Source organism: Pseudomonas sp. JL27(2026) (genome assembly GCF_056933555.1).
In genome coordinates, this window is the sequence record NZ_CM167794.1 from 4,968,474 (window position 1) to 4,984,571 (window position 16,098).

Genomic DNA, 16,098 nt, shown 5'->3' on the forward strand with positions numbered 1-16,098 from the left:
CTGGGTTGGTTTTTAGGCAATATCTGTACATTGAATTCATCTCGGCGACGCCAATAATCGGGCACTTTCCACCCCCAGTCTGCCCCAAGGAAAGTCGCCATGAGCCTGCACACCCGAACCCGTCGCCTGACCGTTCCACAACTGGTCGCTATGAAAGGCCAGCAGAAAATCGTCTCCCTGACGGCCTATACCAGCCACATGGCCCGGCTGATGGACCCGTTCGTGGACTTCATCCTGATCGGCGATTCCACCGCCATGGTCGGTTATGGTCGTAGCTCGACCCTGGACATGAGCATGGAAGAAATCATCGGCCACACCCGCGCCGTGGTCAGCAGCACGCGCCTGGCCTGTGTGATCGCCGATATGCCGTTCGGCACTTATCAAGAGTCGCCACAACAGGCCTACCGCAATTGCGCCCAAATGCTGGCCCGAACCGGCTGCGATGCGGTCAAGCTTGAGGGCGGCAAAGCGCTGGCCGACACCGTGGAGTTTCTGGTGCAACGGGGTATTCCGGTGATGGCCCACATTGGCCTGATGCCCCAGTACGTCAACGCCATGGGCGGGTTCAAGGCCCAGGGGATGAACGACCACACCGCGCAAGCCATCGAGGACGACGCCCGCGCGCACCTGGCGGCCGGGGCCTTCAGCCTGGTGCTTGAGGGCGTGGCCGAACCGCTGGCCCGGCGCATCAGCGATTTCTCACCGATGCCGACCATCGGCATTGGCGCCTCCCCGGCCTGCGACGGCCAGGTGTTGGTCACCGAGGATTTGCTGGGACTGGGCGGCGCGCAGCCGCCGCGTTTCGTCAAACAGTACGTGGATGCCGGCGCCCTGCTCAGCCAGGCCTTTGAATGTTATGCCAGCGAAGTGCGGGACGGCAGCTTCCCTGAGTTGCGCCACTGTTACGGGGTCAACTGACGCTCGTGCTCGAGGGCTTCGCCGAGGTGTTTCAGTGCCTGGGCGATGTCCCGGCTCCAGTCGAGGGTGTAGCTCAGGCGCAGGTGCTGGTGCCAAAGCCCCTGCTGGCTGAATATTTCACCGGGGACAATCACAATGCCCTTGGCCAGCAACCGCTTGTAGACCCGACGCATATTCACCGGGTGCATGGCCTCGGCCCAAAAGGTCGCGCCACCGGCCGGGGGCTGCACCCGCAATTGGCCAGCCGTGTGTTCCTCCAGCAGGCGGTTCATCCGCTGCATGCACACCTGTAACTGACCGCGCAGCCGTTGCAGATGCGTGTCGATGCGCCCGGTGCTGAACAACCGGGCAACGGCTTTCTGGCGCATCGGTGACAACCGGCTCGCCCGTTCGAGAAATTGCCGCTGCAAGGGCGCCCTCAGCCCACGCGCCAACACATAACCAAAAGGCGCCTCGGCACCGATGATCTTGTCGGCGCTGGAAAACACCAACAACCGCTCGGGGTCGGCCACATCACGGTAACGCGCAGATATAGGCGCGAAGCTGAACTCGCCATAGATGTCGTTCTCCAACAGCCACACACCGCGCTCGCTCAGCCAGTCGCACACCTGTTGTTTGTCCGAGACAGGCATGAGGCTGCCGTGGGGCAGGCTTACGCCTGACGAGAACACCGCCAAACGTACCGGCTCACGGTTCAGCACATCGTGCAGGCGCTGGAGGTCAAAACGGCCATCGAGGCCCAGCGGCATTTCGATCACCCTCAGGTTCGCCGCCTGCAACTGGCGCAACACCGCCCAGGAACACGGCGACTCCACCAGTGCCGCGCTGCCGGCCAGGTCCAAGGCCTGCAACGACAACTCGAACACACTGCGCAGGTCCGCGCCGATGTACACCTGCTCAGCCTGCCAGGTGTGATCGGCGGAACGGGTATAGCGCTCGGCCAACGCCCGCCGCAGTTCATCCTCGCCAAACGGTTGATACAGCGGAATGGCGGTGCGTGGGTACCGACGCGCCAGTTCGCGCTCGACCATCAACAGTGGCTGCTCCAGCGACAGCAACATCGCCGGCGCATCGCTACTCAGCGCCAGCATCCCCGGTTGGCGCGTACGGGTGTAGACATTGTCGACCAGGTTGACGATGCCCTCCCCCGGAGGCAGCGCCGGCATTGCTCGCGTGAAGTAACCCAGCTTGGGCCGGGCATGAACCCGCCCCTCGTCTTCAAGCAAGGCGTAGGCGTATTTGGTGGTCGATACCGAAACATTCAGGCGCAACGCCAACTGACGCAACGACGGGAGCTTTTGCTCCTGCTGACGCGGACCACTGTCGATCAACTCGACGAGGTAGCGATACACGCCCTGATAAGCAAAGACCGAAGGCTTGTGCAAAGATCGAAACTCCCTCTCAGCGGGCCTTGGCCAAGGCAATGACCGCTTGAATCGCCGAGCGCGCCTGCGGGCTGTTTTTCCAGCACGTCGAGCCAACCACGGCCGACGCCGCGCTGACAATTTCCAGTGCATCGGCGGTGGCCAGTTGTGCCAGGGATTCGAAACCCAGTTGCTCAAGACGAGCGACCACCGTCGGCCCTACGCCCTTGAGCTCAAGCAGCGCCGAGCGCTCTGTTTCGGGGAATGGCATGCGCGTCAGTCCTTTTCAGTGATTGCCAATTGCCGCATTCTTGCACAGTTCGCGGTCGGCGCCTGACGCTGCGACCGCCCTCACAATAAACATAAAAATTCGAGGTTTCCCCGTGGCCGCTGATATCGAAGATAGCCGCTCTGCACGTTTTGCCCTGCGCTGTTCAAACTTTGCCGAACGCTGGTTTCCCGACTCCTGGGTGTTCGCCGCCCTCGCGGTGATCATCGTCGCCGTGGCGACAATGGCCATGGGCGCCAAACCCACCGACGCGGCGATGGCCTTTGGCGACGGATTCTGGAGCCTGATCCCCTTCACCATGCAAATGGCCTTCGTGGTCATCGGCGGCTATGTGGTCGCCAGCTCGCCACCGGCCGTGAAGCTGATCGACCGTTTGGCACGTATCCCGAAAAACGGCCGCTCGGCCGTGGCCTGGGTCGCGCTGATTTCCATGGTCGCGTCGCTGTTGAACTGGGGCCTGTCGCTGGTGTTCGGCGGCTTGCTGGTGCGGGCGCTGGCCCGCCGTACCGATTTGCGCATGGATTACCGCGCCGCCGGTGCCGCCGCGTACCTGGGGCTCGGTGCGGTCTGGGCGCTGGGGCTGTCGTCGTCGGCTGCACAGTTGCAGGCCAACCCGGCCAGTTTGCCGCCGTCGATCCTGTCGATCACCGGGGTGATTCCCTTTACCCAGACAATTTTCCTGTGGCAGTCCGGCGTGCTGCTGCTGGCGCTGATCGTGGTGTCGCTGATCATCGCCTACGCCACCGCGCCCGGGCCGAACTCCGCCCGTGATGCCAAGGCCTGCGGCATCGACCCCAGCTTCAACCTGCCGGCGCCAGCGCCCCGTACCCGCCCTGGGGAATGGTTGGAACACAGCCCGATTCTGACCCTCGCGTTGGTGCTGTTGGCCGCCGGGTGGTTGTTTCATGAGTTCTCGAGCAAACCGGCGATCAGTGCGATATCGGGCCTGAACACCTACAACTTTCTGTTCCTGATGCTCGGCGCCTTGCTGCACTGGCGCCCGCGTAGCTTCCTGGATGCGGTGACGCGCGCCGTGCCGACCACCACGGGGGTGCTGATCCAGTTCCCGCTGTATGGCTCCATCGCGGCACTGATGACCGTGGTCAAAGGCACCGACGGCCAGACCCTGGCGCACCACATCTCGACGTTTTTCGTCAGCATCGCCTCCCACGATACCTACGCGGTGTTGATGGGGGTGTACTCGGCGGTGCTGGGCTTCTTCATTCCGTCGGGCGGCGGCAAGTGGATCATCGAAGCGCCGTACGTGATGCAAGTCGCCAACGACCTCAACTATCACCTGGGCTGGGCGGTGCAGATCTACAACGCCGCCGAAGCCCTGCCGAACCTGATCAACCCGTTCTACATGCTGCCGCTGCTGGGTGTACTGGGCCTTAAGGCGCGGGACCTGATCGGGTTCTCCTTTGTGCAACTGCTGGTGCACACGCCGCTGGTGCTGGTGCTGCTGTGGGCGCTGGGAACAACGCTCAAGTATGCGGCGCCGGTGATGCCCTAAATCAGCGGGAGTGAAACCCGCGTGTAACCTTGCCGTCATATTTCGCTGCCAGGCTCCAGCCGAAATATGCGGCAACACTTTTTTGAACATCAGGATTCAGGATGAACGACGACCACAACCGCAACGACGCACCACCTTCTACCGGCAATCCCACCGACACCAGCCGCCGACGCTTCCTCGGTGGCGTGGCAGTACTGGGCGTCGGCGCCACACTGAGCGGTTGCAGCAATGCCAGCGAGGCACCGGGCAAACCGCAGGCACGGCCGCTGTCCGCCACTGAACTGGACAAGGCCCTGCACGATCAAGTGAAAACCGTGGTGGTGATCTACGCCGAGAACCGCAGTTTCAACAATTTGTTTGGCGATTTCCCGGGCCTTGAAAAACCCTTGTCCGCGCTCAAGCCCGAGGAGTATCAACAGCGCGACCGGGACGGTAGCCTGCTGCAAACCCTGCCACCGTCCTGGGGCGGCGTGCTGCAGATCGGCCCGCAAACCCTCGATGGCGTGACCTACCCCAATGGCACTCAGTTTCAGGAAAACCTGCCCAATGCGCCTTACGCCCTCAAAGGCCCGAATGGCGAGGACTTGCCGTTCGGCCTGGTGACGCGGGACCTGTGGCACGTGTTCTATCAAAACCAGATGCAGATCAACGGCGGCAAGAACGACCGCTTTGTCGCCTGGGCCGACTCGGGCGGCCTGACCATGGGGCATTACGCCCAAAGCCGTTACTCCCTGCGCCTGTGGGATGTGGCGCGGGACTTCGTGCTCTGCGACAACTTCTTCCAGGGCGTCTTCGGCGGCTCGTTTCTCAACCATCAGTACCTGATCAGTGCCGCCGTGCCGTTTTACCCGGACGCCGCCACCTCAGTGGCCAAATCGCAAATCGCTTCGCTGCAAAGCGATGACCCGCTCGACACCCGCCTCAAGCCACTGCCTGCATCGCCGGCCAGCGCCATGACCGGCCCGCCGCAGTTCGGCCCCAGCGCCCTGACGCCGGATGGCTACGCAGTCAACACCCTGGCCCCGCCCTACTGGCCGACCTGGATCCGCGACCTGGAACGCCCCGACTATTCAAAACCCGACCTGCCCAACGTGCTGGTGCCGCAAAGCCACGAACACATCGGCGACAAACTGTCGAAAAAGAACGTCGACTGGGCCTGGTACGCCGGCGCCTGGCAGGCGACGCTGGAGCAGTACAAGGACTCGGGCGGCATTCCCAAGATCCCCAACTTCCAGTATCACCATCAGCCGTTCAACTACTTCCAGCAGCAAGGCCCGCACAACCCGGCCGAACGCAACAAGCGCCTGCGCGACGCCGGCCTGGGCGACGAATCGAGCACCAACCGGTTCTTCGCCGACGCCGAGGCCGGCAAACTGCCGGCAGTGAGTTTCTACAAACCCCAGGGCAACCTGAACATGCACGCCGGTTATGCCGACGTGGCCTCCGGCGACCGGCACATCGTGCGCGCCCTGAAAGTGCTGCAACTGAGCCCGCAGTGGAAAAACATGGTGGTGGTGGTCACGGTCGATGAAAACGGCGGCTGGTGGGACCACGTCGCGCCGCCGCAAGGCGACCGCTGGGGCCCGGGCACTCGGGTGCCGGCGTTGGTGGTGTCACCCTTCGCCCGCAAAGCCACGGTGGACCACACGGTTTACGACACGGCGTCGATCCTGCGGTTGATCACCCGGGTGTTCCAGCTGGAGACGCTCGACGGGATCAAGCAGCGTGATGAGGCGATGATCGCCCGCGGGCAGACACCCATGGGCGATTTGAGCAATGCGCTGGATTTTTCCGCCTGACCGGAACGGCAGTCGCTCCTCGCCCAAGGAGCGACCACTCCATGAATCCCACATCATTGGGTGACTACTGCGCAGCCATTACAGCGCCCTGTCTTACATTGCGGGGCGGTGTGACCCGACATCAAACAAAGGCGCGCCCTACCGCCGATCTGTTCATCCCTGCATTAAGCTTCGACCTGCACATGCACCGTATGCCACTCGGGTAAACCACTGAGTCATTACCTCAAGGATGAACAATCGATGTCTCCCCTATCAAAAACCCTGGAAGAAATGCTGGCTGAAATCTACAAGGATGGCAGTGTCTCGTTTTCTGAATACAAACAACTTCGTGATGACTCCGACCGCCGAATGGAAGCCGTGATTCGCGAGCTTGGCCAACACAACAACGTCACAGCCTTCCAAAAAGCAATGGATGTGGCCATGCAATTGCTACAGCTGTGCGTCATCGACGCCAAAAGAGCGAAGCTGAGCGACACGGGTGAAGCCATTGTCAAAGATGCTGTGGCGGCACAAGTCCAGTACCTGAACGCGGGCAGCCAATTGGCATTACGCCTCTTGTAGCCCTGTGCCATTCGTTGGCCCGCCTGCCGGTCAGGCGGACTGACAGACGCGCAGTCCGAAACACTGGATGTGTACGTTCAGCTCCATGAAAAATTCAGCCATCGCCCACTTCTCTGTCTCACGATCCTGATCCAGTATGGCGTTCACCCCCGCTCTGCCGGGACATCGCTGAAAAGGATCTGAGCATGTTCAAACTCGCTGGATTGAGCCTCACCCTCGCTGCGCTCGCGCTGAGTGCCACCGCCCACGCCGATGTCGACCTGAAGCTGGGCAGCAGCGAGCGGGTAACACGCCTGTTCGCCTACCCCAACAATTGCAACGTCATCTGCTTTCGCAACTGGACACTGGAACAGACAGTCGAGCATTACCTGACCCAAAGTGTGCAGCGCGACGGTTACAGTGCCGCCAAAGTCAGCGTCAAAACCGATAACAATCAGCTCTACGCCGCCATCAGCGGTGTACCGGCCGGTTATGAAAAGCCCCTGGCCGCGCTGCTCGACGCCGGGGACCTGGCCTACACCGGCGCCAGCAAACTGAACGCCGACGGCAAGTGGGCCTACAGCTGGTACTTGTTCCTGCCATTGGGCATGGCCCTGGAAAACCGCAAGAGCGTCGAGTTGCTGCACTTTCCACCGGATTACTCGCTGACCCAGGCCCAGGATTATCTGGAGTCCAAGACCACCGACCGCTGGGCCACGCTGCTGACGGCCAACGGCATTGCGCCAGAGCAGACACCGGCCTTTCAGACGATCATCGACATCGCCCCGATTGCCGCGCCCTCCAGCGCCGGTAAAGACCTGGAAGGTGTTTACGGCTACTTCACCGACTACCAGACCACGCTGGTCAAGCAATTCAGCCAGACCGCCGCAGGCGTGACCTTGCCGATGGTCGCCTTCGGCGCACCGGTGCGCAACTGGATCAAGCTGCAATACGGTGTCACCGTGAATGTCCTGGGCCTGGCGCAAATCAGCCCGAGCGCAGGCGTCAAGGTGCCAGTGCTGGGCTCCAACCATCCAAGCTACATCTGGTACGCCGCCGATCCGGCCAACTATGACAACGATCAAGCCAAGGCCGATGCCGCAGGTTTGAAAGTCATGGGGCAAGACCTCAGCGCCGCATGCTGGCAAGCCGGCATGGGCAGCAAACCCGCCAGCGACCCGAGCGCCCTGCTCAAAAGTTGCACACAAACCTGGCAGGTGACCGACAAAGTCAAAACCTGCGAGCTGTTCTTTACTTCAGTACGCAATCTCACGCCTGAAGAGGCTCAAGCCCAATGCGTGAGTACGTCGATCAAGACCCAGCTCGATCAGCTGAAAGCCCCGGCGCCCGAGACCTCCGTGGCAGTCCCGCACCTGTAGACCTGCAAGCGCTGACCCTGCGTAAGTGTTTGCTTACGCAGGGGACAGGTTATGTCTACTGTCAGATTTGACAGTAGACCTTTCCATTTTTTTACGAGACTCTCCAAGGGAACCCATGTGCTGCAGGGCGGACAGGATCGTCAGCCTCCAGAGGTCGCAGCCCCCAACAGACAAGGATCGTCATGAAATCTCTGGCCGAGGGTAAGCCACGCCCACAGCTCAACGACTGCGTTTACCCTTACGAAGAAACCAGCACCTGCCAGGGCTACCCTTCCCGGGCGCACTTTGAGGTCATCCAGACCGCCGATGGGCGGGGTGCAGGCATCACCGCGTTGCGCGATTACCTGCGTATCAGCCGTATGTGCCGGGTGTCCGGGCTACTGACCCATGCTCGCCAACGGCACACCCTGCAACTGATACCGGGCGTTCACGTTCACGATCCATTTTTTTCCGGATTGCTGCTGCACTCCTGCGACCCGAACGTGTTCCTGGACATGAGTGAGCTGTGGTTATGGGCCTTGAAGGACATCACCCCCGGCAGCGTGCTGTGCATGGACTACGCCAGCACCGAAGACAAACTGATGCGTCAGTTTGCCTGCCAGTGTGGCTCGCCCGACTGCCGGGGCTGGATCACCGGATACGATGAACCGCCCAATGCCGAAGGCCTGTTGTTTCTACAACACAGGCATCGACATCACGGCTAGGCACTGAGGCCTACAGTGCGCCGACCGGGCGCAAACGGTATTGCGGCGGCAATTGCTCAAAACCACTGATGGTCGCGTTCAGGCTTTTCCAGCGACCGTCCTTGATGCCGTAGATGCAACCGTGGATCGACAGGCTCTGCCCACGGTGCCAGGCGTTTTGCACGATGCTGGTGTGGCCGACGTTGGCCACTTGCTGGATCACGTTGAGCTCGCAGAGACGGTCGACGCGCTCCTCTTCAGTCGGCAACTGCCCGAGTGCTTCGCGGTGCTCGTAATAAAGATCACGAATCGAGCGCAGCCAGCCGTCGATCAGGCCCAACTGGCGGTCCTGCATCGAGGCACGCACGCCACCGCAACCGTAGTGCCCGGTCACCAGAATGTGTTTGACCTTGAGTACGTCCACTGCGTACTGAATCACCGACAGGCAATTGAGGTCAGTGTGCAGCACAACGTTGGCCACGTTGCGGTGCACGAACAAGTCGCCCGGCAGCATGCCCACAATCTCGTTCGCCGGTACACGGGCGTCCGAACAACCGATCCACAGGTATTCAGGCGTCTGCTGGCGGGCCAGTTTGGCGAAGAAGTCAGGATCTTCCTGCTTGATCGCATCGGCCCAACGCTCGTTGTTATCAATCAGATCTTGTAATTCGTTCATGCTCGGAAGCCTCAAGAATGGTGCGCAGCTTTGACAGCCAACCGTCCGTCGGGGTCACGCGTGCGGTGCAGATACCCGGTGGTCCATGCCGGGGGGAATCTTCAAGGGTGCTGTAGGTCCACCGTAGTAAGGCCCACAGTATGAGGATTTGCCATGACTGAATCACGACGTCCTTTCGATGCGGTACAACCCGAACCCATCGACGACAACGAAGACCGCATGGGCACGATGCGCGAACTGGATTTCGATGAAGAACCCGGCGAAACCATTAGCGACCTGATCCCCGAGCATCAGCGTGCACAACCGATCCCCAGCAAACACCTGCGTGAATCAGGCATGCACGAGGACTCGACGGATGACGACGAATCGTCAGACGACATGAGCCCGGGAAATCTGATCCGTGAAGACGGTGCCCGCGATGCTCACGAAGCCGGGGAAGATTTTAGCCCCGATTGGGACTTGAGCATTGTCGATGAAGACGAAATTGGCGGTGGCAATGGGCTGGATGAGGCGGAAATGGCAGAGCGTGATCCTGTTGACGGGAATCGTTGATCCTGTGGCGAGGGAGCTTGCTCCCGCCGGTCAGCGCTCGGGCGAAGCAGTCGTAAAATCGGCTAACGCACTCTGTCTGATAAATCGCGGTCGCTGATTTCAGGGCCGATTCTCGACCCAACGGGAGCAAGCTCCCTCGCCACAATGGTTATGTATCAGTCCACCAACGTGCAGGCCATGACAACTGCATCTTCACGCCCGCCCACCGCCGGGTAGTAATCACGGCGACGGCCGACCTCGTTGAAGCCATAACGCTCATACAACCGAAATGCCGCGCGGTTGCTGTCGCGTACTTCCAGGAAACATTCCCGCGCCTGCGCCTTGTAGGCAATCGACATCAGGTGCTCAAGCAGCGTCAGCCCCAGGCCTCGGCCCTGATTCTCGGGTTTGACCGTGATATTGAGCAGGTGCGCTTCATCCAGGATGATCTGCACCACGCCGTGACCGACCTGCTGCTGGCCTTCGAACATCAACCAGATCTGATACTTGCCCAACCCATCGAGAAAAATCCCGCGGGTCCAGGGATGGCTGAACGCCGCGTATTCGATTTTCAGAACAGCGTCCAGATCCGCTTCGGTCATGGGGCGGAACGATACAGCGTCACTCATTTGATTCTTTCCAGCGCGCCATCAGCCGACGCATGGCTTGCCAGACATCAGCCTTACGCTGTGGCTCATCCATTAATAATTCCAGGCCAGGCAGGGCCCAGACCGACCCCAGGCCTTCGACCTGAAGTTCGCGATTGTAAGACTCGGCATTCGCCTCACCGGCAAAACGCACTGCGGGCAGGCCGATCAGCCACACGCACACACACGGCGCGTCTTCCAGGCGAGCCGAGAGGAAACCCTGCACGAAGTCGCGCGCGGCGTCCGGGCCCTGATCCATGGTTCCGCGTGCCAGCAACGGCCAGCGCACCGGCTCGCCGACAATTTGCGGGCTGTCCGGCAGGCCGGCGGCGCGCAGCATGTCCTTGAGCAGCAGATAGGCCGGGTCGCGACTCTGGAACGCTTCGCCTGTGGGCAACTCCACCAGCAGCAGGCAACGGCCGGCACGCAGCAATTGCAGGGCAAAACGCGGCGGCGGTACGGGCGGCGTCTTGACCACGACCGGTGCTGGCTCGGCGTCTTCGGCCGGTTTGCTCACCGGGCGTGCAACCGAAGGCGTCGGGCGCGGGACCTCGATCTTGACCCGCTCGGCTGGCCGGGGCGCGGGCTCTGCAGGCGCTTTCGCGACCTGAGCAGGCATCATCGGCGTCTCGACCAACGGCTCTGGCGCTTCCAGCAGCTCGGGCCGTGATGGCGCGGCAAAGGGCAATTCGGTGCGCGGCAGCCAGTTGACCACCTGCATGGCGGTCAAATAGGCGCGGCGACGGGACTCGATAAGCAAAGGTCGGCCACTTGTGGATAACTAAAGTGCGAGGATTCTACCGCCCTTCGCTCAAGATCGCCCGCTGTTGATCGATAGAAAGCAGACTGTCCGTCCCGTCGATCGCCCGAGAGGGATTCCCATCGCGTGCGATGCAGTACAATCGCCGCTTTTAATCGCCAACCAACCGGCCATTACCATGATCGAACCCAAGCGCGTCTTGCGCGCCCTCGCTGAACACTGGGCACTTCTGGAGCCGTTGTGCGAGCACTTCGACCAAGGCACCCTGAGCCTCAACGAACTGCGCTCGCAACTGGCCGCCCAGCAACTGGACAGCACACCACAGGACATCACCAGCCTGCTGGATGTGTGGATTCGCCTCGACATTCTGGTGCCCGTGGCCAAAAGCCCGAACCGGTTTGAACTGAACGCGCAGATCCACGACTTCCTCGCCTACCTGCGCCGCGAGCACCGCTTGGGCCTGTGCCTGGAAATCGAAGCCTACCTGCGCCATCTGGAGCGGCTGGCCGGTTACATCCAGGACGCCTTCGACATCCGTGATGGCAACGACCTGGCGCGCCAACTGCGCTTGCTCGACATGCGCGTACGCGATGTGCTGAAAAAACTCGCCAACGACGAACAAGCCCTGGTGGCTGTCGCCGAACGGGCCAAGACCAGCGACCGGCAGATCCCGCTGCGCCAGCGTTACGCCGAAGTCCTGGCGACCTGGGACGAATACGTCGAGCCGATGATCCAACTGGTGAACGCCGACGGCGCGTTCGAGCAAGGCGTGCGCAAGGTTGAAAACGTGCTGTTGCGCATGCTCAGCGAACAGCAGCGCCTCGGCCACCTGGTCGATGACGACATGCTGCTGCGCACCCATGCGCGCATCCTCGAAATGCAGACCAGCGCCCAGTTGACCCTGCGTCACGCTCGCGAACTGCTGCTGCCGCTGCGTGAAGAAGCCCGCCGTCACAACGCCGTGACCCGTGGCGCGGCGCTGGCCTTGTCGATGATTCGTCGCAAGGGCATCGATGCGGTGCCGCAAGCGGCCATGCCGATGTTCACCCGACCGCAAAGCACCTTCCTCGGCAGCGCCAGCCAGGTCGAAGCCTACGTCTATGCCCTGGCGCGTTTCGAGCCGAAACCGGCGCGTTTCCCCAAGGCCCACAAAACGCAAAAAGGCGAAGCCCCTCGGGCACCACGCACCGTCCGGGAAATGCTCGAACGCTGCGAAGACGCGCTGCCAATGCCGGACTTGATGACCTGGCTGCTGGAACAGGAACCGGACGGCGCGACCGACGAGTTGCTGTACTGGTTCTCCCGTCTGTCACGGGAAAAACGCTTCAAGCGCGAGCGTCTGGAACGCCGCGATTACCACACTCACGAGCACCAGGTCAGCCTGCGCTCCTTCGCCCTGCTCTCGGCCCGCGATGACGCGCCCGAGAATTCTGCGAGCACATCTAATGCATCTTGATCTATCCGAACTGTCTCAGCTGGCGCCGATCTTTCGCGAGCTGTTCAAGGGCTACCACGTCAGCCGTCGCGATCCTGAACTCTACGCGCAGCTGTCGAACTTTCAGGACCAATACCGCACGCTGTTCAAGGCCCTGGGGTTTGAACTGGTCTGCGACACGCGTGGTTTCTACTACTTTGTGCCGGACCTCGCCGCCGCTGCGGTGAACAAGACCGCCCAGCGCCTGGCGTTGTTCACCTTTATCCTCGTCGAACACTTGGCCGACCAGGGCCGCGACCCGATTGCCGTGCTCGACGGCGGCAGCCTCGGTCGCGATGAACTGCCCTCCTTGCTGGAAAAGTACCGTGACCTGTTCATCCAGGCCGAAGTACAGACCCAGGAAGAGCTGGAAGAAAAAATCATGCGCCGCATGACGCAGCTGGGGTTCGCCGGTGAAGAAAACGGTATTTACCGTTTCCTGCCGCCGATGCACCGCTTCCTCGACGTCTGCCTGTCGGTCCAGCAGGACCGCGACCTGGCCGCCAGCCTGCACAGCGTGCTACCGCTACCGGTGCCAGTGCTGATCGATGACGACAGCGACGAAAAACTGCTGGAAACCGATGACCCGCTGGACCTTAGTGACTTCGCTGAAGAAAGCGAAGAAGACGCCATGGCCCGTGCCATTGCCGAAGAACAGGAGCTCGACGCATGAGCAAGGAACGTTACGGCATCCGCCGCTTTGCCCTTCTGAACACCGCTGGCTACAGCCTCGGCCTGTTCCCGCTGGAAGAACCGCTGTCGGTCTACGGCGCGAACAACCTCGGTAAATCCGCCTCGATCAACGCCTTGCAGTTCCCGATTCTGGCACGCATGTCGGACATGAGCTTCGGCAAGTACAGCCTTGAACAATCCCGGCGCTTCTACTTTGCCTCGGACACCAGTTACATCCTGGTCGAAGTCTCGCTGCCTCACGGCCCTCACGTCATCGGCGTGGTCGGGCGCGGCCCGGGCGGTGGTTTCGGTCACCAGTTCTTCGCCTACGCCGGCAAACTCGACCTGGCGCACTACCAGAAAGATGACACCTGCCTGCGTCAGAAAGAGCTGTTCAACAACCTTGAGCGCCAGGGCCTGAAAGCCTACGAACTCAAGCCCGATGAACTGCGTCGCTTGCTGGTGGGCGGTCACACCTCGGTTCCGCTGGACTTGACGCTGATCCCGCTGCGCTCCACCAGCGAGCAGAGCCTGAAGACCTTCCGTGCGCTGTTCATCAACCTGCTGCACATGCGCGAAATCACCGCGGCCAAGCTCAAGCAGTTGTTCCTCGACGCGTTCGAGCACAGCCTGCGTTCTGGCAGCGTCGATTACATCGCCGCGTGCGAAGAAGCGTTCCGCGATGTGCGGCGCATGGAGCAGGACTACAACTCGCTGGTCACCGCCGGTCCCTTGGTCGAGGCCCTTTCGGCAGGCGTCACCCAGCGCAATATCCTGCGCGGCAAGTTGCACCGCATCTCGCCACTGCTCGACTCCTTGCTGGGCACCTGGTCGGACTACGCCGGCGCCCGCAAGGAAGAGCTGACGATCCAGGCCGAACACTACCGCAACGAGCAGGATGCCCTGCAAAACGATCAGCGCGGCGGGACTCAGGAACTGATGCGCCTGGAGCGCGAGATCACCGGCATCCAGCGCTGGCTCGGCGAGTTGTCGGTGCTCAAGCATCGCTTCGCGTTGGTCGATGACGTCAAAGTCCTGGAACAACAATTGCTGGCCGCCAAGGATGCCCACGATGAGCTGGCCGGTGCGCTGGCGCAGTCTCGTCAATTCAGCGCCGAAGACCTCGAAGAGCGTCTGCGGGACCTGGAAAAACGCCTGAAGTCGGTCAAGCAGCAACTCGATCACGCTGACAACAACAGCTACGCCCGCCTGCGCGAAGAGTTCTCGCAACAGGATGTGGAGCGTCTGATGCGCCTGTTCAACAGCGCCCTGTTCAGCTTGCCGCTGGGCGAGCATGGCATTGCGCTGGACGACGACGGTCAATGGGTCAAATCCATGGAGCTGATTCTCGACAGCTTCAAAGGCGAGCGCTTTGAAGCGCCGGGCCTGTCCATCGACCTCTCGCACATCGAGCCACCAGCCCTGCAAGCCTTGGCCGACCGCGCCGCGTTGCGCGATCAAAAAGAGCGGCTGGACAAAGAACTCAAGCAGCTTAAGACACAGCAAGCCGTGGCGGCAGACCGTGCGGCCAGCAAGACCCAGACCGAAGCGCTGTACCAGCAAGTGCTGGATGCGCAAAAAGCCCTGGAAGACTTCCGTCGCTCGCAAACCCTGAGCGCCGAAGAGGGTGACAAGCTGGAGCAGTTAGCGCAGATGGAAGCCGCGCAGGACGAGTTGAAACGCTCCAGCGATGCCTTCACCGAACGCGTCCAGCAACTGTCGGCCAAGCTGCAACTGGTCGGCCGCCAGATCGGCGACATGGAAGCCAAGCAGCGCACCCTCGACGACGCCCTGCGCCGCCGTCAGTTGCTGCCGGCTGACCTGCCCTTCGGCACGCCGTTCATGGACCCGATCGACGATTCCATGGACAACCTGCTGCCGCTGCTCAATGACTATCAGGACAGTTGGCAAGGGTTGCTGCGCGTCGACGGTCAGATCGAAGCGCTGTACGCTCAGGTTCGCCTCAAAGGCGTGGCCAAGTTCGACAGCGAGGATGACGTCGAGCGTCGCCTGCAATTGCTGATCAACGCTTACGCGCACCGTACCGACGAAGCCCTGACCCTGGGCAAGGCACGCCGTGCAGCCGTAACCGACATCGCCCGGACCCTGCGCAACATTCGCAGCGATTACGACAGCCTTGAGCACCAACTGGCGCTGTTCAACCGCGAGATCAACAAGCGTCAGGTCTCCAACCTGCAGAGCTTTCGCATCGTGCTCGCGCCGAACAAGGAAGCCCTCAAGCACATCGACCAGATCATCCACAGCGCCGGTCAATACGAAGAAGGCGAAACCCTCTCCGTGTTCGACCTGAGCCAAAGCGCCGATCAGGACAACAAGAACGAAGAAGCCAAGGAATACCTGGCGCGTCTGGTGGCGGCGAACCACAACCAGCTCGGCCTCAAAGACTTGTTCGAGCTCGCGTTCGAAATCACCAAGGTCAACGGTCAACCGGTGATTCACACCGACATCGATGGCGCCGCGTCCAACGGCACCACCATGACCATCAAGGCGCTGACCAACATGTACTTGTTGCTGCACTTGATGGACCGCGACCAGGCCGGTCGCGTGCGCCTGCCGTACTACCTCGACGAGGCCGCGGACATCGACGAGAAAAACCAGGCAGCCTTGCTGGAAACCAGCCTGCAACTGGGCTTCGTGCCGATCCTGGCCAGTGTGAAGCCGCAGGTTTGCGCCAGTGTCGCCATCGACCTGGAAGGCGGCAGCGGACCGAACGGCATCTACATCGACGAGGCAGACTGGAAGTACATCCGTCGCCACGATGAAGTGAAGCCAGCGGTCAACGTACAAGCCGATGAGCCGGAGCTGGATGCGGTTTGATTTGCGTTAATCGAA

General features: G+C 61.4%; 15 protein-coding genes. 10 read left to right on the forward strand and 5 right to left on the reverse strand.

Annotated features, from left to right (window positions below; genetic code table 11):
- Nucleotides 1-99 precede the first annotated feature (99 nt).
- Complete coding sequence (gene panB, locus AC1Z1G_RS22615) at nucleotides 100-918, forward strand: 3-methyl-2-oxobutanoate hydroxymethyltransferase (protein ID WP_483622542.1); 819 nt, start codon at nucleotides 100-102, stop codon at nucleotides 916-918.
- On the opposite strand, the gene AC1Z1G_RS22620 is transcribed toward panB, so the two are convergent.
- Both AC1Z1G_RS22620 and AC1Z1G_RS22625 read right to left on the reverse strand, forming a co-directional pair.
- Nucleotides 903-2,303, reverse strand: coding sequence for an aminotransferase-like domain-containing protein (locus AC1Z1G_RS22620; RefSeq protein ID WP_483622543.1), 1,401 nt, complete (start codon nucleotides 2,301-2,303; stop codon nucleotides 903-905). The genes panB and AC1Z1G_RS22620 overlap by 16 nt on opposite strands.
- A gap of 16 nt (nucleotides 2,304-2,319) precedes the next feature.
- Entirely contained in the window at nucleotides 2,320-2,553 is a 234-nt protein-coding gene (locus tag AC1Z1G_RS22625; protein ID WP_483622544.1) for a helix-hairpin-helix domain-containing protein, read from the reverse strand.
- Between the two features lie 112 nt (nucleotides 2,554-2,665).
- Here AC1Z1G_RS22625 and AC1Z1G_RS22630 point away from each other — a divergent pair, with 112 nt between their 5' ends.
- The 5 genes from AC1Z1G_RS22630 (at nucleotide 2,666) to AC1Z1G_RS22650 (ending at nucleotide 8,506) form a co-directional block, all read left to right on the forward strand.
- Complete coding sequence (locus AC1Z1G_RS22630; RefSeq protein ID WP_483622545.1) at nucleotides 2,666-4,084, forward strand: short-chain fatty acid transporter; 1,419 nt, start codon at nucleotides 2,666-2,668, stop codon at nucleotides 4,082-4,084.
- A gap of 101 nt (nucleotides 4,085-4,185) precedes the next feature.
- A complete protein-coding gene (locus AC1Z1G_RS22635) occupies nucleotides 4,186-5,883 on the forward strand; it encodes an acid phosphatase (RefSeq protein ID WP_483622546.1) in 1,698 nt (565 codons plus the stop codon).
- 240 nt (nucleotides 5,884-6,123) lie between these two features.
- Nucleotides 6,124-6,444 (forward strand): hypothetical protein, encoded by a 321-nt coding sequence (locus AC1Z1G_RS22640; RefSeq protein WP_483622547.1) that lies wholly within the window; start codon nucleotides 6,124-6,126, stop codon nucleotides 6,442-6,444.
- A gap of 185 nt (nucleotides 6,445-6,629) precedes the next feature.
- Nucleotides 6,630-7,802, forward strand: a complete 1,173-nt coding sequence (locus AC1Z1G_RS22645) for a hypothetical protein (protein ID WP_483622548.1) — start codon at nucleotides 6,630-6,632, stop codon at nucleotides 7,800-7,802.
- A 182-nt stretch (nucleotides 7,803-7,984) separates the two neighbouring features.
- Entirely contained in the window at nucleotides 7,985-8,506 is a 522-nt protein-coding gene (locus AC1Z1G_RS22650) for a lysine methyltransferase (protein WP_483622549.1), read from the forward strand.
- Nucleotides 8,507-8,516: 10 nt separating this feature from the next.
- Here AC1Z1G_RS22650 and can read toward each other — a convergent pair whose 3' ends face one another.
- The gene (gene can / locus AC1Z1G_RS22655; protein WP_483622550.1) at nucleotides 8,517-9,161 is read right to left on the reverse strand and encodes a carbonate dehydratase; all 645 of its coding nucleotides are present in this window, start codon (nucleotides 9,159-9,161) and stop codon (nucleotides 8,517-8,519) included.
- 153 nt (nucleotides 9,162-9,314) lie between these two features.
- Between can and AC1Z1G_RS22660 the strand changes: the two genes are divergently transcribed.
- Complete coding sequence (locus AC1Z1G_RS22660) at nucleotides 9,315-9,713, forward strand: serine kinase/phosphatase (protein WP_483622551.1); 399 nt, start codon at nucleotides 9,315-9,317, stop codon at nucleotides 9,711-9,713.
- A gap of 155 nt (nucleotides 9,714-9,868) precedes the next feature.
- On the opposite strand, the gene rimI is transcribed toward AC1Z1G_RS22660, so the two are convergent.
- Nucleotides 9,869-10,321 carry a ribosomal protein S18-alanine N-acetyltransferase gene (gene rimI, locus AC1Z1G_RS22665; protein WP_095169027.1) on the reverse strand — a complete coding sequence of 151 codons (453 nt, stop codon included), beginning with the start codon at nucleotides 10,319-10,321 and terminating at the stop codon, nucleotides 9,869-9,871.
- Nucleotides 10,314-11,060 (reverse strand): energy transducer TonB, encoded by a 747-nt coding sequence (locus tag AC1Z1G_RS22670; protein WP_483627972.1) that lies wholly within the window; start codon nucleotides 11,058-11,060, stop codon nucleotides 10,314-10,316. Before AC1Z1G_RS22670 ends, rimI begins: the two co-directional genes overlap by 8 nt.
- Nucleotides 11,061-11,277: 217 nt before the next feature.
- Between AC1Z1G_RS22670 and mksB the strand changes: the two genes are divergently transcribed.
- Genes mksB through mksF form a run of 3 tightly spaced genes read left to right on the forward strand, consistent with a single transcriptional unit; the run spans nucleotide 11,278 to nucleotide 16,083 of the window.
- A complete protein-coding gene (gene mksB / locus AC1Z1G_RS22675; RefSeq protein ID WP_054598235.1) occupies nucleotides 11,278-12,555 on the forward strand; it encodes an Mks condensin complex protein MksB in 1,278 nt (425 codons plus the stop codon).
- Entirely contained in the window at nucleotides 12,545-13,246 is a 702-nt protein-coding gene (mksE, locus tag AC1Z1G_RS22680) for an Mks condensin complex protein MksE (protein WP_483622552.1), read from the forward strand. Before mksB ends, mksE begins: the two co-directional genes overlap by 11 nt.
- On the forward strand, nucleotides 13,243-16,083 hold the full coding sequence (gene mksF, locus AC1Z1G_RS22685) for an Mks condensin complex protein MksF (protein ID WP_483622553.1): 2,841 nt from the start codon (nucleotides 13,243-13,245) through the stop codon (nucleotides 16,081-16,083). Before mksE ends, mksF begins: the two co-directional genes overlap by 4 nt.
- Nucleotides 16,084-16,098: the final 15 nt, after the last annotated feature.

Coding starts and splice junctions, on each gene's coding strand:
- AC1Z1G_RS22650 (WP_483622549.1), top strand. CDS start 7,985: ATGAAATCTCTGGCCGAGGGTAAGCCACGCCCACAGCTCAACGACTGC.
- rimI (WP_095169027.1), bottom strand. CDS start 10,321: ATGAGTGACGCTGTATCGTTCCGCCCCATGACCGAAGCGGATCTGGAC.
- can (WP_483622550.1), bottom strand. CDS start 9,161: ATGAACGAATTACAAGATCTGATTGATAACAACGAGCGTTGGGCCGAT.
- AC1Z1G_RS22670 (WP_483627972.1), bottom strand. CDS start 11,060: ATGCAGGTGGTCAACTGGCTGCCGCGCACCGAATTGCCCTTTGCCGCG.
- AC1Z1G_RS22660 (WP_483622551.1), top strand. CDS start 9,315: ATGACTGAATCACGACGTCCTTTCGATGCGGTACAACCCGAACCCATC.
- AC1Z1G_RS22635 (WP_483622546.1), top strand. CDS start 4,186: ATGAACGACGACCACAACCGCAACGACGCACCACCTTCTACCGGCAAT.
- mksB (WP_054598235.1), top strand. CDS start 11,278: ATGATCGAACCCAAGCGCGTCTTGCGCGCCCTCGCTGAACACTGGGCA.
- mksF (WP_483622553.1), top strand. CDS start 13,243: ATGAGCAAGGAACGTTACGGCATCCGCCGCTTTGCCCTTCTGAACACC.
- AC1Z1G_RS22645 (WP_483622548.1), top strand. CDS start 6,630: ATGTTCAAACTCGCTGGATTGAGCCTCACCCTCGCTGCGCTCGCGCTG.
- AC1Z1G_RS22640 (WP_483622547.1), top strand. CDS start 6,124: ATGTCTCCCCTATCAAAAACCCTGGAAGAAATGCTGGCTGAAATCTAC.
- mksE (WP_483622552.1), top strand. CDS start 12,545: ATGCATCTTGATCTATCCGAACTGTCTCAGCTGGCGCCGATCTTTCGC.
- AC1Z1G_RS22625 (WP_483622544.1), bottom strand. CDS start 2,553: ATGCCATTCCCCGAAACAGAGCGCTCGGCGCTGCTTGAGCTCAAGGGC.
- panB (WP_483622542.1), top strand. CDS start 100: ATGAGCCTGCACACCCGAACCCGTCGCCTGACCGTTCCACAACTGGTC.